At 64.0% G+C, this 24,177-nt stretch carries 20 protein-coding genes; 11 read left to right on the forward strand and 9 right to left on the reverse strand.

The features are described from left to right. The first annotated feature begins 14 nt into the window (after window positions 1-14). From CR152_RS03525 to CR152_RS03550, 6 genes are all read left to right on the forward strand, one after another. Window positions 15-977 carry a complex I NDUFA9 subunit family protein gene (locus CR152_RS03525; RefSeq protein ID WP_099873708.1) on the forward strand — a complete coding sequence of 321 codons (963 nt, stop codon included), beginning with the start codon at window positions 15-17 and terminating at the stop codon, window positions 975-977. 52 nt (window positions 978-1,029) lie between these two features. Further along, entirely contained in the window at window positions 1,030-1,752 is a 723-nt protein-coding gene (locus tag CR152_RS03530) for a glutathione S-transferase family protein (protein ID WP_099873709.1), read from the forward strand. A 28-nt stretch (window positions 1,753-1,780) separates the two neighbouring features. After that, window positions 1,781-3,064: a multifunctional CCA addition/repair protein gene (locus CR152_RS03535; protein ID WP_099873710.1), complete on the forward strand. Its 1,284-nt coding sequence runs from the start codon at window positions 1,781-1,783 to the stop codon at window positions 3,062-3,064. 31 nt (window positions 3,065-3,095) lie between these two features. Next, entirely contained in the window at window positions 3,096-4,079 is a 984-nt protein-coding gene (locus tag CR152_RS03540; RefSeq protein ID WP_099873711.1) for a cytochrome-c peroxidase, read from the forward strand. Continuing rightward, window positions 4,076-5,614 (forward strand): DAHL domain-containing protein, encoded by a 1,539-nt coding sequence (locus CR152_RS03545; protein ID WP_229413270.1) that lies wholly within the window; start codon window positions 4,076-4,078, stop codon window positions 5,612-5,614. The genes CR152_RS03540 and CR152_RS03545 overlap by 4 nt, the downstream gene beginning before the upstream one ends. 175 nt (window positions 5,615-5,789) lie before the next feature. Then, window positions 5,790-6,452 carry a GNAT family N-acetyltransferase gene (locus tag CR152_RS03550; protein ID WP_099873712.1) on the forward strand — a complete coding sequence of 221 codons (663 nt, stop codon included), beginning with the start codon at window positions 5,790-5,792 and terminating at the stop codon, window positions 6,450-6,452. A gap of 471 nt (window positions 6,453-6,923) precedes the next feature. On the opposite strand, the gene CR152_RS03555 is transcribed toward CR152_RS03550, so the two are convergent. From CR152_RS03555 to CR152_RS03565, 3 genes are all read right to left on the reverse strand, one after another. After that, a complete protein-coding gene (locus tag CR152_RS03555; RefSeq protein WP_099873713.1) occupies window positions 6,924-7,256 on the reverse strand; it encodes a PIN domain-containing protein in 333 nt (110 codons plus the stop codon). Window positions 7,257-7,355: 99 nt separating this feature from the next. Continuing rightward, on the reverse strand, window positions 7,356-7,700 hold the full coding sequence (locus CR152_RS03560; protein ID WP_099873714.1) for a hypothetical protein: 345 nt from the start codon (window positions 7,698-7,700) through the stop codon (window positions 7,356-7,358). A 334-nt stretch (window positions 7,701-8,034) separates the two neighbouring features. Further along, entirely contained in the window at window positions 8,035-8,544 is a 510-nt protein-coding gene (locus CR152_RS03565) for an Lrp/AsnC family transcriptional regulator (RefSeq protein WP_099873715.1), read from the reverse strand. A gap of 125 nt (window positions 8,545-8,669) precedes the next feature. On the opposite strand from CR152_RS03565, the gene hppD reads away from it, so the two are divergent. The 3 genes from hppD (at window position 8,670) to CR152_RS03580 (ending at window position 13,903) form a co-directional block, all read left to right on the forward strand. Continuing rightward, on the forward strand, window positions 8,670-9,791 hold the full coding sequence (hppD, locus tag CR152_RS03570; RefSeq protein WP_099873716.1) for a 4-hydroxyphenylpyruvate dioxygenase: 1,122 nt from the start codon (window positions 8,670-8,672) through the stop codon (window positions 9,789-9,791). Between the two features lie 42 nt (window positions 9,792-9,833). After that, on the forward strand, window positions 9,834-13,406 hold the full coding sequence (locus tag CR152_RS03575; RefSeq protein WP_099873717.1) for an indolepyruvate ferredoxin oxidoreductase family protein: 3,573 nt from the start codon (window positions 9,834-9,836) through the stop codon (window positions 13,404-13,406). Window positions 13,407-13,501: 95 nt separating this feature from the next. Beyond that, on the forward strand, window positions 13,502-13,903 hold the full coding sequence (locus CR152_RS03580) for a DUF3224 domain-containing protein (protein WP_099873718.1): 402 nt from the start codon (window positions 13,502-13,504) through the stop codon (window positions 13,901-13,903). A 26-nt stretch (window positions 13,904-13,929) separates the two neighbouring features. Here the strand turns inward: CR152_RS03580 and CR152_RS03585 are convergent, their stop codons facing one another. After that, entirely contained in the window at window positions 13,930-14,325 is a 396-nt protein-coding gene (locus CR152_RS03585) for an MAPEG family protein (protein WP_099873719.1), read from the reverse strand. 161 nt (window positions 14,326-14,486) lie between these two features. Here CR152_RS03585 and CR152_RS03590 point away from each other — a divergent pair, with 161 nt between their 5' ends. Beyond that, window positions 14,487-18,341 (forward strand): M48 family metallopeptidase, encoded by a 3,855-nt coding sequence (locus tag CR152_RS03590; protein WP_208640062.1) that lies wholly within the window; start codon window positions 14,487-14,489, stop codon window positions 18,339-18,341. A 104-nt stretch (window positions 18,342-18,445) separates the two neighbouring features. After that, complete coding sequence (locus tag CR152_RS03595) at window positions 18,446-20,212, forward strand: M14 family zinc carboxypeptidase (protein ID WP_099873720.1); 1,767 nt, start codon at window positions 18,446-18,448, stop codon at window positions 20,210-20,212. Between the two features lie 37 nt (window positions 20,213-20,249). On the opposite strand, the gene CR152_RS03600 is transcribed toward CR152_RS03595, so the two are convergent. From CR152_RS03600 to CR152_RS03620, 5 genes are all read right to left on the reverse strand, one after another. After that, window positions 20,250-20,504 (reverse strand): type II toxin-antitoxin system Phd/YefM family antitoxin, encoded by a 255-nt coding sequence (locus CR152_RS03600; RefSeq protein WP_099873721.1) that lies wholly within the window; start codon window positions 20,502-20,504, stop codon window positions 20,250-20,252. A gap of 310 nt (window positions 20,505-20,814) precedes the next feature. Continuing rightward, window positions 20,815-21,717, reverse strand: a complete 903-nt coding sequence (ttcA, locus tag CR152_RS03605) for a tRNA 2-thiocytidine(32) synthetase TtcA (RefSeq protein ID WP_099873722.1) — start codon at window positions 21,715-21,717, stop codon at window positions 20,815-20,817. Then, window positions 21,714-22,112, reverse strand: coding sequence for a dihydroneopterin aldolase (locus CR152_RS03610; RefSeq protein ID WP_099873723.1), 399 nt, complete (start codon window positions 22,110-22,112; stop codon window positions 21,714-21,716). Before CR152_RS03610 ends, ttcA begins: the two co-directional genes overlap by 4 nt. 20 nt (window positions 22,113-22,132) lie before the next feature. Further along, window positions 22,133-22,912, reverse strand: coding sequence for an SDR family oxidoreductase (locus CR152_RS03615; protein ID WP_099873724.1), 780 nt, complete (start codon window positions 22,910-22,912; stop codon window positions 22,133-22,135). A 115-nt stretch (window positions 22,913-23,027) separates the two neighbouring features. Then, the gene (locus tag CR152_RS03620) at window positions 23,028-24,158 is read right to left on the reverse strand and encodes an ABC transporter ATP-binding protein (protein ID WP_099873725.1); all 1,131 of its coding nucleotides are present in this window, start codon (window positions 24,156-24,158) and stop codon (window positions 23,028-23,030) included. Window positions 24,159-24,177 lie beyond the last annotated feature (19 nt).

Here is a 24,177-nt window from a genome sequence, read left to right on the forward strand (position 1 = left end):
GAGGAGCGTGCACGATGAAAGACATGACTGTAGTGGTGTTCGGCGGTTCCGGCTTCATCGGCAGCCACCTGGTGGCGCGCCTGTCGCAGGAAGGCGCGCGCGTGATCGTGCCGACCCGGCGCGCCGAACGCGCCAGGCACCTGATCTTTTTGCCGCGCGTGGACGTGGTCGGCGCCAATGCCGGCGACGACGCCACCCTGCGCCGCCTGCTGGCCGGTGCCGACGCCGCCATCAACCTGGTGGGCGTGCTGCATTCGCGCAGCGGCCAGCCGTACGGTCCCGATTTCAAGCGCGCCCACGTCGAACTGCCGCGCCGTATCGTCGCCGCCTGCGCCGCCACGGGCGTGACGCGCTACCTGCATATGAGCGCCCTGGGCGCGGCCGCCGGCGGTCCGTCGATGTACCAGCGCTCCAAGGCCGACGGCGAAGTGGCCGCGCGCGCCGAAGCGTCGGTGGCGGCCACGATCTTCCGCCCGTCGGTGGTGTTCGGCCCGGGCGACAGCTTTCTGAACACCTTCGCGCGCATGCAGAAGTGGCTGCCGTTTATTCCGCTGGCCGGCGCCGCCAGCGACTTCCAGCCGATCTACGTGGGCGACGTGGCCGACGCTTTCGTGCATGCGCTGGGCGACCTGAAAACGCGCCACCAGGTGTATTCCCTGGGCGGGCCGCAAATCTATTCGCTGGCCGAACTGGTGCGCCTGGCCGGCCGCTACGCGGGCCACCGGCGCCCGGTGTTCGGCATTCCCGATGGCCTGGCGCGTCTTCAAGCCTTGCTGTTCGAACTGCTGCCGGGCGACCCGGTCATCAGCCGCGACAACCTCGATTCGATGAAGGTCGATAACGTGGTCGATCCGGCCATCCAGGCCACCACCGCCGCCGCCCTCGGCCTGCAACTGCGCTCGCTGGAAGCGGTGGCGCCGCGCTACCTGGCGCCGCACGAGCGCTTCGACGATTACCGCGCACGCGCGGGACGCTGACGAGGCGCTCGCGCCGGGCGCTTATTTTTTACTTTTCTCCGGGACCGTAACAATGCAAACCACAGAACTTGATCCGACCCTTTCGCAGACCCTGGACGACGCCCGCAAGGCCGGCCTGACGCTCATCATCGGCAACAAGAACTATTCGTCCTGGTCGATGCGGCCGTGGGTGGCGGCCACCGCCTTCGGCATTCCGTTCAACGAAGTGCGGGTGCTGCTCGACCAGCCCGACACCTCGGCCCGCATCGCCGAGTATTCGGGCGCCGGGCGGGTGCCGGTGCTCGTCGCCGGCGAGATGACGATCTGGGACAGCCTGTCGATCTGCGAGTATCTGGCCGAGCAGTTCCCGGAAAAGCACATGTGGCCGCGCGACGTGGCGGCGCGCGCGATGGCGCGCTCGGTCACGGCCGAAATGCACAGCGGCTTTGCCGACCTGCGCAGCGCCATGTCGATGAATATCCGCATGAGCCTTCCGGGGCGCGGCCGCACTCCGGGCGCGCAGGGCGACATCGGCCGCATCAGCGAGATCTGGGAAGAGTGCCTGTCGCGTTTCGGCCACCACCAGTTTTTGTTCGGCGACTTTTCGATCGCCGACGCGTTTTTCGCGCCGGTGGTGATGCGCTTTAAGATTTACGGCGTGGCGCTGGCGCCGGCCCTGCAAGCCTATTGCGAGCGTGTCCAGGCCCACCCGGCCGTGGCGCGCTGGGTGCGCGAAGCGCTGGCCGAAACGGAAATCGCCGCCCACCACGACGAAGAAATCCGCAGCAAGCCATAATAGCGTTTCAGTCAACACCATCCTCAGCATGAAAACTTACATCGTTGGCGGCGCCGTGCGCGACGGCCTTCTGGGCCTGCCGGTGCAGGACCGCGACTGGATCGTGGTCGGCGCCACGCCCGAGGACATGCTGGCCGAAGGCTTTCGCCCGGTCGGCAAGGACTTCCCCGTCTTCCTGCATCCCAAGACGCAGGAAGAGTATGCGCTCGCCCGCACCGAGCGCAAGACCGCGCCCGGCTACCGCGGCTTCGTGTTCCACACCTCGCCCGACGTCACGCTCGAAGAAGACCTGGTGCGGCGCGACCTGACCATCAACGCCATCGCGCGCGACGCCGACGGCGGCATCACCGATCCGTTCGGCGGCCAGCGCGACCTGGAAGCGAAAATCTTCCGCCACGTCTCCGATGCCTTTGCCGAAGACCCGGTGCGCATCCTGCGCCTGGCGCGCTTCGCGGCGCGCTTTCCCGACTTTACGGTGGCCCCCGAAACGCTGGCGCTGATGCGCAGCATGGTGGCGGCGGGCGAGGTCGATGCGCTGGTGGCCGAGCGGGTCTGGCAGGAAGTGGCGCGCGGCCTGATGGAACAGAAACCGTCGCGCATGCTGGCCGTGCTGCGCGCGTGCGGCGCGCTGGCGCGCATCATGCCGGAACTCGATGCCCTGTGGGGCGTGCCGCAGCCGCCGCTGCACCACCCCGAAATCGATACCGGCGCCCACATGATGCTGGTGATCGACTACGCGGCCGAACGCGGGTTCGATTTGCCGGTGCGTTTTGCCGCCCTGATGCACGACCTGGGCAAGGGCGCCACGCCCGCCGAGCACTGGCCGCGCCACCACGGCCACGAGCAGCTCGGCGTGGCGCTGATCGACGCCGTCTGCGCGCGCCTGAAGGTGCCAAGCGAGTGCCGCGACCTGGCCGTCATGACCGCGCGCGAGCACGGTAACGTCAGCCGCGCCCGGGAACTGCGCGCCAATACCCTGGTCACCCTGTTCGAGCGCTGCGACGCCTTCCGCAAGCCGCTGCGTTTTGAACAGATGCTGCTGGCCGCCGAATGCGATTTTCGCGGGCGCGGCCGCGAGGGCGACGATTTCCGCACCCGGCCGTATCCGCAAGGCCCGTACCTGCTCGGCGCCCTGGCCGCCGCGCGCTCGATCAACGCCGGCGAAGTGGCGCTGCGCTGCGGCGAGAACAAGCAGCAAATTGCCCACGCCGTGCATACGGCGCGCGTCTCGGCGGTCAAGGCGGCGCTGCGCCTCGGCGACGATCCCGGTCAGGCGGACGACAGCATCGGTGCGAATCCTGCTATTCTTTGATCCGATATTGGCATTGACACGGAGAAACGGGATGCTGTTCACCTTGCGCCGGTCACTGGGTCGGTCCCTTGCAGCGCTCGCCTGCTGCTGGGCAGGCGTCGCCGCGGCCCAGGCGCTTGTCAATGAGCCAATCCGTCCGCTGCCCATGAAGGCGGTGGGCGACCCCGCGCGCATCGCGCTGGGCGCGCGCCTGTTCCAGGACCTGCGTTTTTCGCGCGACAGCACGCACAGCTGCGCCACCTGCCACCAGCTGCGCCGCGGCGGCGCCGACGGCAAGGCGATTTCCACGGGCGCGGACGGCAAGCCGGCCCTGTTCAACACCCCCACTGTCTACAACAGCAGTTTCAACTTCCGCCAGACCTGGACGGGGCGCTACAGCGGCGTCGAGCAGCTGCTCGACCACGTTATCATCAAGCCCAAGGCGTTTGCCGACAGCTGGGACCTGATGGCCGAGCGCCTGGCCAAGGACGAGGCGCTGTCGGCCCAGTTCATGGAAGTCTACGGCGACGCCCTGCGCCCGGCCTACGTGCGCGACGCGCTCGACCAGTTTCTGCGCTCGCTGGTGACGCCGTCGCGCTTCGACCGCTACCTGCGCGGCGACGCCGGCGCCATCACGGCCGAGGAAGAACGCGGCTACCTGCGCTTCAAGAGCTTCGGCTGCGCGGCCTGCCACCAGGGCATCAACGTGGGCGGCAACCTGTTCCAGAAAATGGGCGCCATGCGCGAGATGCCGGGGCTGGAAACGAGCGGCGCGGACCTGGGCCGCTATCAGGACACCAAGCGCAACATCGACCGCCATGTGTTCCGCGTGCCGGGCCTGCGCAATGTCGCGCTGACGGCGCCGTACTTCCATGACGGCTCGGTCAGCACGCTCGATCAGGCGGTGGAGCTGATGTTCAAATACCAGCTGGGACGCACCGCCTCGCAGCAGGACAAGGAACTGATCGTGCGCTTCCTGCACACCCTGAGCGGCGAGAAGCTGGTGCCGGCAGTGGCACCGGGAGCGCCGCCGTGAGCGGCGCCATGAGGGGCGCCCTGGGCACCTGGCGCCGGGTCGCCGCGCTGCTGCTGCTGATCGGGCTGATGGTGGTGCTCGGCGTGCTGTTCCAACGCACCCAGGCCGTCGACATCGAAGCGCAGAACCGGGTCATGCTCAACCTGCGCGAGCTGGAAAAGCTCGATTCGGAGTGGAACGTCAACATTCTGCGCTCGCACATCGGCTTGAACACCAATTACGATCCGCTGTCGGCACCCCTGCCGCGCATGCGCGAACTGCAGCTGCGCCTGGCCGGCGCGCTGCCCATGACCGGCAATCCCAAGGCGGAGGACGCGCTTGAGCAGGTCAAGCGCGCGCTGGTGAAGAAGGAAGAACTGGTCGAGCAGTTCAAGACCCAGAACGCGATCCTGCGCAATTCGCTGATCTTTTTTCCGCCCGCGATCACCGATCTGAAGACCGAGTTGAATGGCATCGAAGGCGCGATCGTGCAGGCGCGCACGGTGCTGGCGCTCGACAGCGCCCTTAATAACCTCCTGAGCGACATCCTGCGCTACAACCTGGCGCCGTCGCCGGCGCTGGCGGCGCAGATCGAACGCACGATCGCCTCGATGCAGCCGCTGCGCGGCGATTTTTCGGACAGCGTGAGCGACACCATCGACGAACTGGGTCGCCACGCGCACGCCATCCTGCGCTACCGCCAGAAGGAAAACGAACTCGAAATGCATATCGCGAACAGCCGCACGGCCGAGGCGATGGAAAAGCTGGGCAACCTGTTCGACACCTCGTTCGACCAGGTGCTGATCGAAAAGCAGCGCTACCGGACTTATTTGTTCGCGTATTCGGGCTTGCTGCTGCTGCTGCTGATGTACGTGGCGCGGCGCCTGCTGCGCAGCTACAGCATCATCGGCGAGGTCAATCGCAGTTTGCAGGCCGCGAACGAGACGCTCGAGCATCGCGTGGCCGAGCGCACGGCGGCGCTGGAAGCGCAGACGGAACGCCTGAAGCAATTGGCCCAGCATGACAGTCTGACGGGCCTGATCAATTACGGGGAGCTCACGCGCCTGCTGGCGCACGCGCTGGTGCGGGCCGGCCGGCGCGGCGACGTGGTGGTGGCCATGTTCATCGACCTCGATGGGTTCAAGGCCGTCAACGACACCTACGGACACGCCACCGGGGACCTGGTGCTGTGCGAAGTGGCCAGGCGGGTACAGGAGAAGCTGCGCAAGGAAGATGCGCTGGCGCGCCTGGGCGGGGACGAATTCGTGATCCTGCTGGAAGAGGTCAGTGGCCGCGACGGCGCCCTGCGGGTGGCGCAGCAGACGCTCGAAGCGATCCGCTCGATCACCGACGCGGGCGGCTGCCCGGTGCGCATTTCGGCCAGTATCGGGGTGGCCAGCGCCAAGGGCAAGGAAGGCTTCATGCGCGGCGCGCCGGCGCTGCTGGCCGATGCCGACCAAGCCATGTACCAGGCCAAGCAGGGCGGCAAGAACGGGATTTCGTTCAGTCCGCAGGCGCAGTGGAATGAGGCGCCAGCGGCCGCTACGACGGCCTAGCCCTCGTCGTTCCCGCGCAGGCGGGAACCCAAGTTCGCGCTGTAGTCATGGGCTGCTCTACAAACTTGGGTTCCCGCCGAGTGCCGCCTTGGCGCGGGAACGACGGTGGTGGAATGCGCTACAATGGTCAAATTGGTGCACTGCACAATCGACGTAACGGATAACGGCCGCAATCATGTTCACAAACCCATTCAGTAGCTGGCTCAACGCCCGCAGCGGCCGCAAGTCTCGCCGTACGGTGCTGGTCAAGCAGCTCCACGAACGCGACCGCCGACGTGTGCTCAAGCATTTTCTCGCGCTCGACGACAGTGACCGCTTACTTCGCTTCGGCACCAGGCTGCCCGACGAACTGGTGGAAGCCTACGTTGCCAAGATCGACTTTTCCCGCGACACCGTCTACGGCGTCTATAACCCGGTCTTCAAGCTGGTGGCCGTCGGCCACCTGGCGTTCGGGCCCCGGGAAGCCTCGACCCACGCGTTGAGCAGCACGACCAAGGACATCGTGGCCGAATTCGGCGTGTCGGTGTCGGCGTCGGCGCGCGGGCTGGGTATTGGCTCCAAGCTGTTCGAGCGCGCCGCCATCCGCTGCCGCAACCTCGATGTCGACACCTTATATATGCACTGCCTCTCGTCCAACCAGACCATGATGCACATCGCTAAAAAGGCCGGCATGGAGATCCAGCGCGATTACGGCGAAGCCGACGCCTACCTGCGCCTGCTGCCGCCCGACCCGGCCAGCATGCTCAGGGAAGCCATCGACGAGCAGTTCGCCACCATCGACTACACCCTCAAGGCCAACACCCGCGCCGCCGTCAAATTCTTCGTGCCGAAGAAGTAAGCTCCTCTATGCTGCGGCAACAACTGAGTTACAGCGACAGCGCTGATGGCGACGGCTACCTGCACTGGGCGTGATCGACCGGTGATCGATCCCGAGCCGCTAGGTAATACCTCGACTTGCAGCTCAGAAGCCTCGCCTAAAAAGGCGATTATCTTCCGGCTTTGTGGGCATAAGTCAATGATTTTAAAGGGTATTTTATGCATAATGAATGCTATTGCCAACCTCTGCAGGAGACCCAAAATGAAACGCAAAGATGGATTTTTGAAGCGAGCGAAAAACTGGAATAGTCGGAAGAGGGGCGCCTCACCTGCTACCCTTCAAACGTCTGGCTTAGCTCGGTGAAAGACGTTTGGAGGGTAAGCAGGTGAGGCGATTACTGTCAATTCATACAGTGTTTTATTTTTAGCTGCAATCGAATTAAAGCAGTAGTTTCCGCCATTATCCATGGCATATCCCTGACTACTCGTTTTGTTATCTCGGCTTGGCCAGTTTGAGGTCCACAATGCCCTTGTCGCTCAGCTGATACGGGATGCGCATTAATGGACTGGTATACCCCATCACATCGCGCGTGACCATGTAGCGGCCATCTGATTCGGCAGTAGCGAGAACAATTGCATCAGGCAGTTTGATCTTCTTGTTTGGGCCCAGAATGCTGTTGGCCCTGATATCGATTGCTTTGTCAGTGATTTTCTGATTGATCTGGATGACCAGCAGGCCAGCGAGCTTCGCCATCGAATCAGCAAACTCCGCAATCGTTATCACTCCGCCACCAACGTCCCGTCGAAGCCCAATAGCGAACTCCATGTAGGTTGCTTATTGCGATGTCTGTGTAGTACAGGAGCTCTTTCCTTGCATCGGGCACCCCTTTGAAGAAATCGATAACAATATTTGTATCAATTAATGCTATCGCCATTCTTCTCTCAACTCTCGTTGGAACTCCACCGCGTCATCGCCAAACACGCCCTTTTCCTTGAGGCTGCCGAAGGCGCTCATGAACTTCGCCAAATCCGGCGACTGAGCGGGTTCGGCGACGGCACTTGCCTGCGCTTCGAGCTTCACGTATTGCCTCTTTTTGATTACCTTGTGGATTCGGTTGCGAGAAAAGTTGCCGGTCAGTCCACCGAGAACGACAGCTCCGCCGGTAGCCGCGTCTTTTATTGTGACGACAAGCCGTCTCTTGTCTGAAAGCACGGTAATGTCATTCACTTCGACCGACGTATCACGCAACATCTGGGGTGCAGGCGTCATGGTTTCACCCCTCAGTCGTTTCCGACGAGGTCGACCAAGCATCTTTACCGGGTTTGTCATATGCCGCCTCATTTTGGTTTGATCCTAAAACCAGTGTAGCGCACTTCTGGCCGTCATCGCCTTGCGGGATAGGGTCTGCCTGATTCGGTCAATGAGGAAAGCCAAAACTTTGACCAGCTCTGCAGGACGAACATCCCACCGTACAACATGTGTTCAAAGTCCCAATGAATTTTAGCAATGACATGATGGTTGGTGAACACCTGCCTGACACAAACATGTGTCGTCGCGGGTGAATGTCATCGGACGCAAATGACGACCTTTGCCAATGGCGGCGTTATACCAGCGGCAGCGCGGTCGTATCCTTGATCCGCTGCAGCGCGAAGCTCGACTTCACGTCGGCCACCGCCGGGTGGCTGAGCAGGGTCTGCATCATGAAGCGCGAGAAGTGATCCATGTCTTCCACGTGAACGCGCAGCAGGTAATCCATCTCCCCCGTCATCGCATAGCAGGCCACCACTTCCGGCCAGTGCTCGACCGACAGCGCGAAGTCCGCATGCGGCGAACTGGTGGCGCGGCGCGCCCCGGCCGCGTTGCTGGATGCCTCGCTGTGCTTTTCCAGCCGCACGTTCACATACGCCAGCAAACCGAGGCCGATCTGGGCCGGGTCGAGCAGCGCCACGTACTGGCGGATCACGCCCGCTTCCTCCAGCCGCTTGATGCGCCGCAGGCAGGGCGACGGCGACAGGCTGACCCGGTCGGCCACGTCCTGGTTCGACAGGCGCCCGTCCGCCTGCAGAATCGCCAGAATCTTCCGATCTGTTTTATCGAGCACAATTTTTGGCATATTTTCTCCGAAAGCCGCATTTCAACGCAATATTATTGCTCAAATCGTCGTGCGTGGGGCAGTGTTTGAAATTTAATGCTGGTGTCGCAGGACTATACTGTGCCCTACTAAAATAGGAGACTGTCATGCAATTTACGCCTTGGGAAAACCCGATGGGGACCGATGGATTCGAGTTCGTGGAGTACGCGGCGCCAGATCCGAAAGCGCTCGGCGCCCTGTTCGAGCAGATGGGCTTCACCGCCATCGCGCGCCACCGCCACAAGGATGTGACCTTGTACCGCCAGGGCGACATCAACTTCATCATCAACGCCGAAAAAGACTCGTTCGCGCAGCGCTTCGCGCGCACCCACGGCCCGTCCGTGTGCGCCATCGCGATCCGCGTCGACGACGCCGCCATGGCCTATCGCCGCGCGCTCGAACTGGGCGCCTGGGGTTTCGACAACAAGACCGGCCCGATGGAGCTGAACATCCCCGCCATCAAGGGCGTGGGCGATTCGCTCCTGTATTTCGTCGACCGCTGGCGCGGCAAGGGCGCCAACGCCGGTTCGGCGCCAGGCACCATCGGCGACATCAGCATCTATGACGTCGACTTCGTCGCCATCCCGGGCGCCATCGCCAACCCGATCGGCAACGGCCTGACCTACATCGACCACCTGACCCACAACGTGCACCGCGGCCGCATGAAGGAATGGGCCGAGTTCTACGAGAACCTGTTCAACTTCCGCGAAGTGCGCTACTTCGATATCGAAGGCAAATTGACCGGCCTGAAGTCGAAAGCCATGACTTCCCCGTGCGGCAAGATCCGTATTCCGATCAATGAATCGTCGGACGACAAATCGCAGATCGCCGAATACCTCGACCAGTACCACGGCGAAGGCATCCAGCACATCGCGCTGGGCACCGATCATATCTATACGTCGGTTCAGGGCATGCGCAACAGCGGCATCGTGTTCCAGGACACGATCGAAACCTACTATGAGCTGATCAACCGCCGCCTGCCGGGCCACGGCGAGAACCTCGAGGAACTGCGCCGCCTGCGCATCCTGATCGATGGCCACAGCAACGAGACCGAGCGCGAACTGCTGCTGCAGATTTTCACGCAGACGGTGATCGGCCCGATCTTCTTCGAGATCATCCAGCGCAAGGGCGACCAGGGTTTCGGCGAAGGCAATTTCCGCGCGCTGTTCGAGTCGATTGAACTCGACCAGATCAAGCGCGGCGTGCTGCAGGACACGACCGCGGCTTAAGCCCGGCGCAGCGACGCACAAGAACATACGGAGACAAAGACAATGAACGCACCGCTAGACCGGGCTCACCTCGACGCTGAGCCGTCGCACGAGATTTCGCTCGACGACAAATGGACGCTGGAGCGCGGCCGCGCCTTCATGACCGGCACCCAGGCGCTGATCCGCCTGCCGATGATGCAGCGCGAACGCGACCTCAAGGCCGGCCTGAACACCGCCGGCTACATCACCGGCTACCGCGGCTCGCCCGTGACCTCGGTCGACATGACCGCGGTGAAGGCCAAGAAGCACCTCGACGCCCACCACGTCAAGTTCCATCCCGGGATGAACGAAGACCTGGCCGCCACCGCGGTCTGGGGTACCCAGCAAACGAACTTGTTCAAGGACGCCAAGTACGACGGCGTGTTCTCGATGTGGTACGGCAAAGGCCCCGGTGTGGACCGCTGCGGCGACGTCTTCAAGCACGCCAACAATGCCGGCAGCGCCAAGCATGGCGGCGTGCTGGTACTGGCCGGCGACGATCACGCGGCCAAATCGTCGTCCACCGCGCACCAGTCGGACCATATCCTGAACGCCTGCGGCATTCCGGTGCTGTACCCGGCCTCGGTGCAGGAATACATCGACTACGGCCTGCACGCCTGGGCCATGAGCCGCTACACCGGCCTGTGGGTATCGATGAAGTGCGTCACCGACATCATCGAGTCCGGCGCCGTGGTCGACTTCGACCCGGACCGCGTCCAGATCGAACTGCCGACCGACTTCGTGCTGCCCGAGGGTGGCCTGAATATCCGCTGGCCCGACACCGTGCTCGATATGGAAGTGCGGATGAACAGCTTCAAGTGGTACGCCGCGCTGGCTTACGCGCGCGCCAACAAGCTCAATAAAATCATCTGGGACAGCCCGAAACCGAAGATCGGCATCATCACCGCCGGCAAATCGTATCTGGACACGCGCCAGGCGCTGGCCGATCTGGGCATCGACGAGCAGGCCGCCAGCGACATCGGCATCCGCCTGTATAAGATCGGCATGACCTGGCCGCTCGAAGCGGAAGGCGTGCACGAATTCGCCAAGGGCCTCGACGAAATCCTGGTGGTCGAAGAGAAGCGCCAGATTCTCGAATACGCGCTCAAGGAAGAACTGTACAACCTGCCGGACGGCCAGCGTCCGCGTGTGGTCGGCAAATTCGACGATACCGGCGAATGGTCGAACAAGGGCGGCACCGGCCACGGCGACTGGCTGCTGCCGGCCACCTATGAGCTCAACCCGGCCCAGATCGCGCGCGCGATCGCCAGCCGCATTTCGCACTACTGCGCCGGCCATCCGGTCGAGCAGCGCGTCAAGGAACGCATCGCCTACCTCGAAGCGAAAGAGCTGGTGCTCAAGAGCGCGGGCCTGAAACCCAATCCCGACACCGATCGCACCCCGTATTTCTGCTCCGGCTGCCCGCACAACTCGTCGACCAAGGTGCCCGAAGGCTCGCGCGCGCTGGCCGGCATCGGCTGCCACTACATGGTGCTGTGGATGGACCGCGAAACGTCGACCTTCACCCACATGGGTGCCGAAGGCGTGACCTGGGTCGGCCAGGCGCCGTTCACCAACGAGAAGCACGTCTTCACCAACCTTGGCGACGGCACCTACTTCCACTCGGGGATCCTGGCGATCCGCGCGGCGGTGGCGGCCAAGGTCAATATCACCTATAAAATCCTGTTCAACGACGCGGTGGCCATGACCGGCGGCCAGGAATTCGACGGTCCGCTCGACCCGGGCATGATCAGCCGCCAGATCGCGGCCGAAGGCGTGGGCCCGATCATCGTCGTCACCGACGAACCGGAAAAATACCCGTCCGACTACAAGTGGGCCGAAGGCGTGACCGTGCGTCACCGCAGCGAATTGATGGACGTGCAGCGCGAACTGCGCGACAAGCCGGGCGTGTCGGCCATGATCTATGACCAGACCTGTGCGTCCGAAAAGCGCCGCCGCCGCAAGCGCAACGAGTATCCGGATCCGGCCAAGCGCGCCGTCATCAACGAGGCTGTGTGCGAAGGCTGCGGCGACTGCTCGGTGCAGTCGAACTGCCTGTCGGTCGAACCGCTGGAAACGGAACTGGGCCGCAAGCGCCAGATCAACCAGTCGTCGTGCAACAAGGATTTCTCGTGCGTGACGGGCTTCTGCCCGAGTTTTGTCACGGTCGAAGGTGGTTCGCTCAAAAAGCCTAAAAAAGCCGCCACCGGCGAAGCGGCCCCGCCGCAGCTGCCGACGCCTGTGCTGAAAGGCACTGCCGCGCCGTACGGCATCCTGATCACCGGGATCGGTGGCACCGGCGTGGTCACCGTCGGCCAGATCCTGGCGATGGCGGCCCACGTCGAAGGCAAGGGCGCCATTGTGCTCGACATGAGCGGACTGGCCCAGAAGGGCGGCCCGGTGATGTCGCACGTGCGCCTGGCCGACAAGCAGGCCGATTTGCATTCGACCCGCGTGGGCACCGGCAGCGCCGACCTGGTAATCGGCTGCGACCTGATCGTCACGGCCAGCCGCGACGCCCTGTCGCGCATGGGCGAAGGCCGCACTTACGCGGCGATCAATTCGACCGGTTCCTCGACGGCGGCATTCGTCAAGAACCCGGACTGGCAGTTCCCTGGCGCGTCGTCGCAGGCCGAAATCGTCAAGGCGTGCGGCACCGAGCGCGTGGACTTTGTCGACGCCGGCCAGATCGCCACCGCGCTGATGGGCGACTCGATCGCCACCAATATGTTCATGCTCGGCTACGCGTGGCAAAAAGGCCAGGTGCCCTTGACCGAAGCGTCGATCATGACGGCCATTGAATTGAACAACGTATCGGTGGGCTTTAACAAGAGCGCCTTTACGTGGGGCCGCACGGCGGCGCACGACTTGCAGTCGCTGGTGAAGATGACCACGCCGGCCAAGGTGATCGAATTCAAGCGCACCCAAAGCCTGGACGAGATCATCAACAGGCGCGTGGAACTGCTGACCGCTTACCAGGATGCCGCCTACGCCAACCAGTACAAGACCTTCGTCGACCAGGTGCGCGCCGAGGAAGCGAAGCTGGGCAAGGGCACGCGCCTGGCCGAAGCGGTCGCGCGCTACTACTACAAGCTGATGGCGTACAAGGACGAGTATGAAGTCGCACGCCTGTACACCAACGGCGCGTTCCAGGAAAAGATCGCGGGCATGTTCGAGGGCGACATCAAGCTCAAGTTCCACCTGGCGCCGCCGCTGTTCGCCAAGCACGACTCCAAGGGCCAGCTGATCAAGCAGGAATTCGGTCCGTGGATGATGAAGGCGTTCGGCCTGATGGCCAAGATGAAGGGCCTGCGTGGCGGCGCGCTCGATATCTTCGGCTACACGGCGGAGCGCAAGATGGAGCGCGCGCTGATTACCGAGTACCGCAACACGGTCGGCGGCCTGCTGCCGAAGCTGAACGCGGAGACCCTGTCGCAAGCGGTGGCCATTGCCAGCATCCCTGAAGATATTCGCGGGTACGGGCACGTGAAGGAGCGTCACCTGAAGGCAGCCAAGGAGAAGGAAGCCGTGCTGCTGGCGGCCTTCGGCAAGCCGGCTTCACCGGACGGAGTGATCCAGATTCATCGCGTCGCGTAAGACCGGGTCGCGTAAGATGAATGGCCCGCCTTGCAGCGGGCCATTTTTTATCCGGGGTATCATGGGGGCTTCGCAATTGACGAGGCCAGACCACCATGTTCATCACCGCCAAGGGAACCTTCGAGATCACCATGCAGGCACCGCCATCGGGAGAGGGCGCGGGCCGCGTCTCGCTCGGGCGCATGCTGATCGATAAATACTACAGCGGCGATTTGATCGGCATCGGGCAGGGCGAGATGCTCTCGGCCGGCAATCCCGCCGCAGGTTCGGCAGGCTACGTGGCCATCGAACACGTGACCGGCACGCTCGATGGCATGAGCGGCAGCTTCGCGCTGCAGCACGCCGGCACCATGCATGCCGGCGCCAGCCATCTGTCGATCAGCATCGTGCCCGGGTCGGGGACCGAGGGGCTGGCCGGCATCCAGGGAAAATTCAAGCTCGATATCGTCGACAGCAAGCATTACTACGAACTTGAGTACACGATGGATCTGGTGTAAAGCCGGAGGCTGGCGACACAGGGGCCCTACGGAAGTAAAATCGCCGCCAGAATCATCCCCAGTCCCGCCAGCGACACCATCCACACAATCGAGCGCACCACCGGAATGCCGGCCGCGTACAGCGGCACGTACACCACGCGCGCGATCAGATAAGCCCAGGCGCCCCACAAGGTCAGGTCGCCCTCGCGCCCGCCCACATGCGCAATGAGCACGGCCGCCGCGAACAGCGGCAGCGTCTCGAACAGATTGGCCTGCGCCCGCTGCAGGCGCGCCGTCACGGGCCGCGGCGGCGGCGCCCCGCCGTCGCGCGGCCCCATGTTGTATTCGGTCCCGGTTTCCTTGGTCCGGAACGCCCCGGTCACCATGATCTGCACCAGCGTCAGCACCAGGGTCCATCCCAGGATCATCAATTCGGTCGTCATCGCGTGTTTCCCTGTGTACGCCGGCGGTCGCCGGCAATGTAGTCAGATTAACAAAGTAATCCGCAAGGCCGTGCACGCTTGGCGTTGCTTTTTGTGCATATATATTGCGTTTAGGTAAAACACTCCAGCGTTTGTCCCTTAAAATTGAACGTTTTGCATCTTTGCACCTTCCTCAACGCCAGGAGACCGCCATCAACGCCCCGACCAACGCCCCGTCCCCGGAACTGGCAGCCCGCCTGACCGCTCCGAGCCGCGCCTATAAAAACAGCGCGCGCATCGCGGTCGCCGGCCTGCTGCTGTTCGTGGCGCTGTACTGCGGCCTGGCCGGCTGGTTCCTGTACACCCCCTGGCAGGTATTCGTCGAAGGGGCAGGTGGCGACCTTGGCGTTTTCGCCTACATCATGGCCGCCTGTTCGCTGTTTATTGGCGTGCTGATGCTCAAGGCGATCTTCTCGGTGCGCAACTCCAAGTTCGAGGACTTGCACGAAGTGACCGCCAGTGACCAGCCGCGCCTGTTCGCCTATCTGTTCGAGCTGGCCGATGCCGCCGGCGCGCCGCGTCCGCACAAGGTATTCCTGTCGGCCAGGGTGAATGCCGCCGTGTTCTACGACCTGTCGCTGTTCAACCTGATTTTCCCGTCCAAGAAGAATCTTGAAATCGGCCTGCCGCTGGTGAACACGCTCTCGCGCGGCGAACTGCGCGCCGTGCTGGCGCACGAATTCGGCCATTTCGCGCAGCGTTCGATGGCGGTGGGGCGCTGGGTCTACGTGGCCCAGCAGATCGCCGGCCACATGGTCACGCGGCGCGACAAGTTCGACGAGTTCCTGGTCGGCGTGGGCAGGATCGATTTGCGCCTGACCATGGCGGTGGGTGTGCTGCAGGTGATCATCTGGTCGATCCGTTCGCTGATCGACAGCCTGTTCCGGGTCGTGGTGATGATGCAGCGCGCCCTGTCGCGCGAGATGGAAATGCAGGCCGACCTGGTGGCCGTGTCGCTCACCGGCAGCGACGCCCTGATCCACGCGCTGCACCGCACCCGTGGCGCGGACGACGCGTGGGAGCGTGCGCTGGCCTTCATCACCGACGAACATGCCGCCGGCCGCGCCACGCGCGACGCCTTCGCGGTACAGACCCACATGCTGCAGCGGATGAGCAACATACTCAACGACCGCACCTATGCCGACGTGCCGCCGCTGCCCGAGCAGGGCAAGGACCAGCACCGCGTGTTCAAGGCCGAACTGGCCCAGCCGTCCAAGATGTGGCTCTCGCACCCGCTCAATCACGAACGCGAAGCGAACGCCAAGCGCATTTACGTGACCGCCCCGATCGACCCGGCCAGCGCCTGGTCGATCTTCGAGCAGCCGTCCGCGCTGCGCGAGCAGATGACCCGGAGCCTGCTGGGCGAGGGCGAGTCCACGCCGATCGAACTGGAAGAGTCGCTCAAGCTGCTGGCCCGTCCGTTCAAGCGCGAACAGTACAACCGCCGCTACTGCGGCGTGTATTTCGCGCGCCCGCTGACCCGCCATGCGGAGTCGCTGGCGCAGCTGCGCGAAGGCCACTACCCGGCGGCGCCGGAAGCGTTGGCAACGCTGTACCCAACCTCGCTGACGGCCGACGTGCATCTGCTGCGCAACCTGCAGGATGAACGCGCCCAGCTCGACGCGCTGATCGCCGGCGTGCTGACGGCGCCGGGCGGGGTGGTGCGCCTGCGCGGCGAAGAATTCAGCAAGAAGCAGCTGCCGGCGGCGCTGGCGCGGGTGTGCGGAGAAATCGATGCCGTCAACGCGCGCCTTCAGCGGCACGACTGGATGTGCCGCAGCTGGCACCAGAACATGGCGCGCCAGCTCGGTGGCGGCTGGGAAGCCTATCTCGACGGCTTGCTGGCGATGGTGCATTACGCCGAACACCGCCTGGCTGACCTGAAGGATGCGCAAGGCATGCTCATTAACGCGGCGGCGGTGGTCACGGCGGTGCGCCGCGTGACCGACGAAGGCGTGTCGCGCGTGGTCGGCCAGGCCAACGAACTGCATTACGTCATAGAGCAGATCTACAAGGAAGCAGGAGCGGTGCACCTGGACGCGCGCCTGGCCGCGCGCATGGAGCTCAATACCGACTGGCGCCAGGCGCTGGGCGAATTTACCCTGCCGCTGGCCTACTCCGACAACATCAACGAATGGATGCGCGCTTCCGAGAACTGGGTCAGGAGCCTGACCAACGCGCTCGACGCGCTGCGTCTGGACGCCCTTGAAGAGCTCTTGATCACCGAAACCATGATCGCGCGCTGCTCGCGCGGGGGCGAAGCGATGTCGGTCGCGCCGGCGCCATCGAAGGCGCCGCCGTCGTACCCGGTGCTGCTGCCGGGCGCCGAACGCAAGCGCCAGCAGCAGCTTGGCTGGCGGGCGCGCTTCGAGCGTGCCGACGGCTTCGTGCCGGGCGCCGCGCGCCTGCTGGTGGCAGCGTCGATCGTGCTTGCGGTCCTGAGCGCCGGTTCCTTTACCCGCGGCGGCGTGTCGGCCTTCGGCAGCGATCCGGTCATCATCGTGTATAACGGCCTCGGTACGCCGGTGAACGTGAACATCGACGGCAAAACCGTGAGCGTACCGGCGCATATGAACCGGGAACTGACCGTGCCGGCGCTGGGCAAGCACCATGTCGAAACGCGCAGCGGCGACGGCCGGCTGATCGAAGCGTTCGATGCCGAGGCCGCGCGCGGCGGGCATCCGGTCTACAACGTGGCGTCGGCCACGGCCCTGGTGCACTGGTGGGCCAATTATGGCAAGGTCAAGCCGAGAGCGGAACAGATGCTGGGCGCGCCGCGCTGGACCGACAGCGATGTCGACTTCCGCTTTACGGCACCGCCCAAGAGTATCTCCAGCAAGGGCGATGGCGGCTATCGCAGCGTGCTTGACGGCCTGGCCGACGAAGCCCCGGAAACCCAGCTCGGAACGCTGCCCGACGAGGCGCAGAAAAAACACCTGGGCCTGATGCACGCGCGCTGGGACGCTACCACCTTGGCATACAGCGAAAGCTGGTTCACGTATGCCGCCACGTTCCCCGAATATGCGGCCGTGCTGGAGGAACGCTTGCGGCGCGAGCCGCGCGACGTGTTCCTGCGGCGCGCCGAAATGGACCTGGCCAGCGAGGCGCGCAAGCCGGTGCTGTGCGCGGAACTGGGCGCGCAAGCGGCCGCGCAGCCCGACGACGGCGATGCCGTCTATCTCGCACTGCGCTGCCGCAACGATGATCCGAACGTGAAGCGCCTGATGCTCAAGGCGCGCGCACGCTGGCCCGAGAACGTGTGGCTGGCACGCTGGTCCGCGCACGACAAGCTGCACTCGAAAGACTTCAGCGCCGCGGCCCCCGATCTCGAACAGATCGTGCGCGCCACGCCCGGCGGGACCAATTACGCGGGCCTGGACCTGGCGCGTGTACGGCGCTACCTCGCGCCGGACGCCGATCTCGGCGATCTGTTGAAAGGTTCGCGCCGCCTGCAGGAACTGGTGACGATCGAGAAAGGGCCGCTGTCCACGGACTCGCCGCTGCGCGCCTATTTCGCCCTGTCGACCGGACGCCTGAACGAGGCGCACCAGATGGCGCAAGACGATTCCACCCGCGCGGCGCACGTGCTGCGCCTGGCCGCCGCTTCCGACGGCGCCGATGCGGACATGATCAAACGCGCCATGGCGCTGCCGTTCGCGGCCGGCACCGACAGCGCCACCACCTGGGTCGGACTCGCGCTGGCGCACAAGCACGGCTACGATACCGCGCCGTTCCGTAAAACGACGCTGGCGGCGTCGGGACCATACCAGCAGCAGATGCTGGCCTTCTTCGACAGCATTGCCGCCGGCAGGGATCCGCGCGCGGCTGAACGCCTGATCGATGCCGTCCCGCCTTCGGTGCGCGCACATGCGTACAGCGCGGCGCTGGTGCTGCTCGGGCCAAAGGCGCCGGCCGAATGGCGCGTGACGGTCAAGCGCCTGCTGTTCATATCCGAGCGGCCGTACTTCAAGGCATAAGCACTGCGGCGACATTGCCGATACGGGGCGCGCAAAGCGGACTATAATTTCCGGTTCGCGCGCACCATGCGCCCCGTATTGACACCTTTGCCGGAGCTTTACCGATGATTCGTTCTGCGCTGCTGCTTGCCCTGCTGTCCGCCATTCCCTTCTCCCACGCCGCCCCCGACCTGAGCACCGTCGCCGAGCGCTCGCAGTTCCAGAAAACCGGCCGCTACGACGAAGTCATCGCGCTTTGCTCCGCGTTCCAGAAAGCGTATCCGAAGCAGGTCAGGTGCATCGAGTTCGGACGCACGCCGGAAGGGCGGCCGATGCAGGCGCTGGTGGTCACGCGCACCGGTGCATTGACGGCACAAGCTGCGGCGGCGCGCGCCATCCCCGTGGTGCTGGTCCAAGGCGGCATCCACGCCGGCGAGATCGATGGCAAGGATGCCGGCTTCCTGGCGCTGCGCGAGGTGCTGGAAAACCGCGCCGCGCCCGGTGCGCTGGACAAGCAGGTGCTGCTGTTCGTCCCGGTCTTCAACGTCGATGGCCACGAGCGCTTCAAGCAGTGGAACCGCCCCAACCAGCGCGGCCCGGTCGAAATGGGCTGGCGCACCACCGGCCAGAACTTCAACCTGAACCGCGATTACGCCAAGGCCGACTCCATCGAAATGCAGTCCATGCTGGCGCTGGTGAACGCGTGGGATCCGCTGGTCTACGTCGACCTGCACGTGACCAACGGCGCCAAGTTCGAGCACGATATTTCGATCCAGGTCGAACCGGTGCATTCGGCCGACGTGGAGTTCCGCAAGACCGGACTGGCGCTGCGCAGCGGCGTGCTGGCCGATATCGCCAAACAGGGCTCGCTGCCGCAGCCGTTCTATATGTCGTTCGCGGAGCAAGACAATCCGGCGTCGGGCTTTGCCGACGGCGTATCGGACCCGCGTTTTTCGACCGGCTACTTCCCGTTGCGTAACCGGATTGCCGTGCTGGTCGAGACCCATGCGTGGAAGGATTATCCGACCCGCGTGCGCATCACGCGCAACTCGGTGGTCTCGGTGCTCGAACAGGTGGCGCAGCATGGCAAGGCGTGGCAGACGGCGGCGCGCGACGCCGATACGCGCGCGGCGCGGCTGGGCGGCACCGAACTGCCGCTCACCTACAAGGCCACCGACAAGGTGCGCATGATCGACTTCCGTGGTTATGCGTACGCGCGCACGCAGTCGGACGTGTCGGGCGCCTTGATGACGCGTTATGACGAAACCAAACCGCAAATCTGGACCGTGCCGCTGCGCGACGAGATCCGGCCGGACGTCTTGACCACCGCGCCCAAGGCCGGATACATCGTGCCGGCGGCGCATGCTGCCATGGTGGCGCGCAAACTGGGCCAGCACGGCATCGCCTACCGCACCCTGGATGCGGCGCAGGCCAAGACGAAGGCCGATGTCGAGACCTTCCGCGCCGAGAAGGTGACGTTCGCACCGGGCTCGCTCGAATCGCACCATCGCGTGACCTTGCAGGGCGCATGGAAAGCGGAGCCGCGCGCACTGGAGAAGGGCGCATTGTTCGTCCCCGTGGCGCAGGCCAAGGCGCGCCTGGTGGTCGCCCTGTTCGAGCCGGCCGCCCCCGATTCGCTGCTGCAGTGGGGTATGTTCAACACCGCGTTCGAGCGCAAGGAATACATGGAAGACTACGTGGCCGAGGAGGTCGCGCGCGAGATGATGGCGGCCGATCCGGCGCTGGCGGCCGCATTCAAGGCCAAGGTAGACAGCGATCCGGCGTTCGCCAAGAACCCGGACGCGCGCCTGGAGTTTTTCGCGAAGCGTCATACCTCGTATGACGAGCGCCTGAACCTGTATCCGGTTCTGCGCACGGCGGTGGCGCCGTAAGGATTTCCAGACGAACGATAGGGCCTTGCAACCGGCCCTAGACCGCGGTTCGCTTCCGATGCTTCGCTTTGCCAGCACGTGCTTGCTCGATGGATTTCGCTATATGCGCAGCGTTAGCAGGCGAGCTAAGCAAGTGCACGGTTTCCAACAGGCTGGTGTAATAGTCGAAGGACATCACCACGGCATCAGGTGCATCCCTGCGTGAAATAATCGTGACATCGGCATCCTCTACAACCTGATCAATAACTGCCCTCAGGCTGTTGCGTACATCGGAAAAATGAATGATTCTCATGCAGTACTCCGTCGTCCCGTATCGTTACAGCGTACCTGCACTTCAATCCGGCGCCGCGTTTCCAGCCCCGGTATGGCTTGCCACAGGCGCGACAGCGTCGACTGGCTGGCCCGCGCAGTAACAATCGCCTTAACTTTGTCAATATGCTCATTTTTAGCTATCGTACCGGCGCTGAATGAATAGATTCGTTCGCACCCCTGTCATAGGAAGAATCGCCCAAATGAATAGAATAGTGAATAGATCATACCCCTGGCTGCGGCAGACGTAAAAAAGCCCGCATCAGCGGGCTTTTCAGTCAAAACCGCCAGCCTCACATCGGCTGCAGCGGAATCGTCCCCATGGTCGGCGTCGAACACGGCTCTTCATCGAACGCGATATCGCCCAGCGGGCTGGCCACGCCATCGGCCTTGATCTCCTTGAACCCGAACAGCTCCTGGTCCATCAGATGCGACGGCACGACGGTGGACAGCGACGAGAAGATGCTCTCGACCCGGCCCGGATATTTTTTCTCCCACTCGCGCATCAGGTTCTTGATCTGCTTGCGCTGCAGGTTCTCCTGCGAGCCGCACAGGTCGCACGGGATGATCGGGAACTGCTTGACCTCGGCGTAGCGCTCCGAATCGGCTTCCTTCACGTAGGCCATCGGGCGGATCACCATGTGCTTGCCGTCGTCGGAGACCAGCTTGGCCGGCATCGCCTTGAGCTTCCCGCCGAAGAACATATTGAGGAAGAAGGTCTCGAGGATGTCGTCGCGGTGGTGGCCCAGGGCGATCTTGTTACAGCCCAGTTCATCGGCCACCCGGTACAAAATCCCGCGCCGCAGGCGCGAGCACAGCGAGCAGGTGGTCTTCCCTTCGGGGATCAGGCGCTTGACGATGCTGTAGGTGTCCTGGTTCTCGATGTGGAACGGCACGCCCAGCTTGGTCAAATAGGCCGGCAGGATATCGGCCGGGAAGTTCGGCTGCTTCTGGTCCAGATTGACGGCGATGATCTCGAAGTGGATCGGCGCGCGTTCGCGCAAGGTCAGCAAAATATCCAGCAGCGCGTAGCTGTCCTTGCCGCCCGACAGGCACACCATCACCTTGTCGCCGTCTTCGATCATGTTGAAGTCGCCGATGGCCTGGCCGACCTGGCGGCACAGGCGCTTGTGCAGCTTCTGGTTTTCGTGGGCGACCTTGTCGTCGCTGCGCTCGATCACGGCCGCGTCGCTCATGCTTCTTCCTTGATCTGGAATACTTCCACGCCCACGCCTTCGCAGTCCGGATACACGTCCGGCTTCATGGTCGACACGCGCACCGCGCGCACGTTCGGGTGCGCGAGCATCGAGCGCACCACGTCGTCGCACAGGGTCTCCTGCAGGTGCACGTGGCCCTGGGCCATGCGGCGCGCGATGGTTTCGCGCATGAAGTCATAGTCGACCACTTCCTGCAACTGGTCGTCCTTGGGCGTGGACAGCGCCAGCGGGATGTACAGGTCGACGTTGATCAGGACGCGCTGCTCGCCCTTTTTCTCGAAGTCGTGCACGCCGATGTTGATCATCACTTCGTAATTGCGCAGGAACAGGCGGCGGCAGGCGCTCAGCTTGGGGTGGGACAGGGCGGACAGCATAGGGAGTCTTTCAGGTTGTTTTATTTGGTAAGGAACATCACGTCGCGCTCCAGCGGCATCAGGTGCTGGCCGCCGTCGACCACCAGGGTGGTGCCGGTGACGGCGCGCGCGCCCGCCAGGTAGCACACCGCGGCCACGATGTCGTCGGGCGTGCTCGATTGTCCCAGCGGCGTGGCCCGGTGGGCCTGGGCGAAACCGGCCTCGGTCTGATCGCCCGACAGCATGGTGATCCCGGGCGCCACGCCGACCACGCGCACCGTCGGCGCGAGCGCTTGCGCGAGCATGCTGGTGGCGGTGTGCAGGGCGGCCTTGGACAGGGTGTACGACAGAAAATCGGGATTGAGGTTGTACAGCTTCTGGTCGAGCAGGTTGATGACGACCGCCTGTTCGCCGGCTTGGGTGGCCGCGTGCAGGGCCTGGGCCAGCAGGATGGGCGCGGCCACGTTGGCCTGCATGTGGCGCGCCAGCAGCGCCGGCGAAAAATCGGCCGCGCTGTCGTAGTCGAATTGCGAGGCGTTGTTGACGACGCAGCCGACGGGACCAAGTTCGGCCACCGCGCGCGGAACCAGGGCGCGCACGCCGGCTTCGTCGGCCAGGTCGCATTGCAGCAGCGCGGCCCGCCGTCCGAGCGCGCGCACGGCGTCGGCCACCTCGCGCGCGTCCGCTTCCGAGCTGCGGTAGTGCAGCGCCACGTCCCAGCCGGCGCGCGCCAGGCCGAGCGCGATGGCGCGGCCGATGCGGCGTCCGGCGCCGGTCACGAGGGCGACCGGTTGACGTGGGGTGGATGCGGGTTGTTGCATAAATGAGCAGACTAATAGGCAGAAAAGCAGGCGGATTGGACGCCGTGCCGGCGCGAGCCGCTATTATCGCCTAAAGTTCGCTCAAGGTCCCCAAACGGGACCGTTTATGCTTCCTTTATGCTCCCATCCGTTGTTCCGTCGCCGGATCGAACAGAATCGCCTTGGACAGGTCGAAGGCGAGGTTGATGCGCTCACCCGGCAAGGCGTGCGCGCGCGGGTGCGTGCGGCAGGTGGCGCGCACGCCGCCCACCCAGGTAAATACCAGCGTATCGGGACCGGTTGGCTCGGTCATCTCGACCAGGCAGGTCACTTCGGTCGGCTCGTAGCCGTCGTGGGCGCTCGACTGGCGCGCGCTCAGGGCGTCGGTCACGTGCTCGGGACGGATGCCCAGAATGACTTCGCGGCCGTGCCAGGCACCGTATTCCTTGCCGCCGGCGGGCAGCGGCAGCAGGGCGATGTCGCCGTCGACATCGAGCGTGAAGGCGGTGCCGCCGTTGTGCTGCACCAGTTTGCCTTTCAAGAAATTCATCGACGGCGAGCCGATGAAACCGGCCACGTACAGGTTGTCCGGGCGGTCGTAGATCTCTTGCGGGCTGCCGTACTGCTGCACCACGCCGTCGCGCATGACGGCGATCTTGTCGCCCAGGGTCATCGCCTCGATCTGGTCGTGGGTGACGTAGACGATGGTGGTGCCCAGGCGCTGGTGCATCAGTTTGATCTCGGCGCGCATTTCCACGCGCAGCTTGGCGTCCAGGTTCGACAGCGGTTCGTCGAACAGGAACAGCGACGGGTCGCGCGCAATGGCACGCCCCATGGCCACGCGCTGGCGCTGGCCGCCCGACAGCAAGGCGGGCTTGCGGTCGAGCAGGTGGGTCATCTGCAGCGTTTCGGCCACGCGCGCCACGATCTTTTCCTGTTCCGCCTTGGGCACCTTGCGGATACCCAGTCCGAACGAGATATTCTCGCGCACCGTCATGGTCGGATACAGCGCGTACGACTGGAACACCATGGCGATGTCGCGCGACTTGGGCGGCACGTCGTTGACGACACGGTCGCCGATCAGGATCTCGCCCTCGGACACCGTTTCCAGGCCGGCGATCATGTTCAGCAAGGTCGACTTGCCGCAGCCGGAACCGCCGACCAGGATCAGGAACTGGCCATCCTCGATCTCGAGGTTAATGCCTTTTAAGATTTCAGCGCCGTTCGGGTACACCTTGCGCACATTGCGAATCGATAAACTGGCCATCGTTGTGGTTCTCCTGCCT

The organism is Massilia violaceinigra (genome assembly GCF_002752675.1).
Lineage (GTDB): Bacteria > Pseudomonadota > Gammaproteobacteria > Burkholderiales > Burkholderiaceae_D > Telluria_A > Telluria_A violaceinigra.

Excerpts from the sequence above, each read along its gene's own strand:
- CR152_RS03585 (WP_099873719.1), bottom strand. The coding sequence starts at position 14,325 with ATGACGACCGAATTGATGATCCTGGGATGGACCCTGGTGCTGACGCTG.
- CR152_RS03610 (WP_099873723.1), bottom strand. The coding sequence starts at position 22,112 with ATGCTGTCCGCCCTGTCCCACCCCAAGCTGAGCGCCTGCCGCCGCCTG.
- CR152_RS03615 (WP_099873724.1), bottom strand. The coding sequence starts at position 22,912 with ATGCAACAACCCGCATCCACCCCACGTCAACCGGTCGCCCTCGTGACC.
- CR152_RS03595 (WP_099873720.1), top strand. The coding sequence starts at position 18,446 with ATGATTCGTTCTGCGCTGCTGCTTGCCCTGCTGTCCGCCATTCCCTTC.
- CR152_RS03530 (WP_099873709.1), top strand. The coding sequence starts at position 1,030 with ATGCAAACCACAGAACTTGATCCGACCCTTTCGCAGACCCTGGACGAC.
- ttcA (WP_099873722.1), bottom strand. The coding sequence starts at position 21,717 with ATGAGCGACGCGGCCGTGATCGAGCGCAGCGACGACAAGGTCGCCCAC.
- CR152_RS03575 (WP_099873717.1), top strand. The coding sequence starts at position 9,834 with ATGAACGCACCGCTAGACCGGGCTCACCTCGACGCTGAGCCGTCGCAC.
- CR152_RS03525 (WP_099873708.1), top strand. The coding sequence starts at position 15 with ATGAAAGACATGACTGTAGTGGTGTTCGGCGGTTCCGGCTTCATCGGC.
- CR152_RS03560 (WP_099873714.1), bottom strand. The coding sequence starts at position 7,700 with ATGACGCCTGCACCCCAGATGTTGCGTGATACGTCGGTCGAAGTGAAT.
- CR152_RS03600 (WP_099873721.1), bottom strand. The coding sequence starts at position 20,504 with ATGAGAATCATTCATTTTTCCGATGTACGCAACAGCCTGAGGGCAGTT.
- CR152_RS03540 (WP_099873711.1), top strand. The coding sequence starts at position 3,096 with ATGCTGTTCACCTTGCGCCGGTCACTGGGTCGGTCCCTTGCAGCGCTC.
- CR152_RS03580 (WP_099873718.1), top strand. The coding sequence starts at position 13,502 with ATGTTCATCACCGCCAAGGGAACCTTCGAGATCACCATGCAGGCACCG.
- CR152_RS03550 (WP_099873712.1), top strand. The coding sequence starts at position 5,790 with ATGTTCACAAACCCATTCAGTAGCTGGCTCAACGCCCGCAGCGGCCGC.
- CR152_RS03565 (WP_099873715.1), bottom strand. The coding sequence starts at position 8,544 with ATGCCAAAAATTGTGCTCGATAAAACAGATCGGAAGATTCTGGCGATT.
- CR152_RS03535 (WP_099873710.1), top strand. The coding sequence starts at position 1,781 with ATGAAAACTTACATCGTTGGCGGCGCCGTGCGCGACGGCCTTCTGGGC.
- CR152_RS03620 (WP_099873725.1), bottom strand. The coding sequence starts at position 24,158 with ATGGCCAGTTTATCGATTCGCAATGTGCGCAAGGTGTACCCGAACGGC.
- hppD (WP_099873716.1), top strand. The coding sequence starts at position 8,670 with ATGCAATTTACGCCTTGGGAAAACCCGATGGGGACCGATGGATTCGAG.
- CR152_RS03555 (WP_099873713.1), bottom strand. The coding sequence starts at position 7,256 with ATGGAGTTCGCTATTGGGCTTCGACGGGACGTTGGTGGCGGAGTGATA.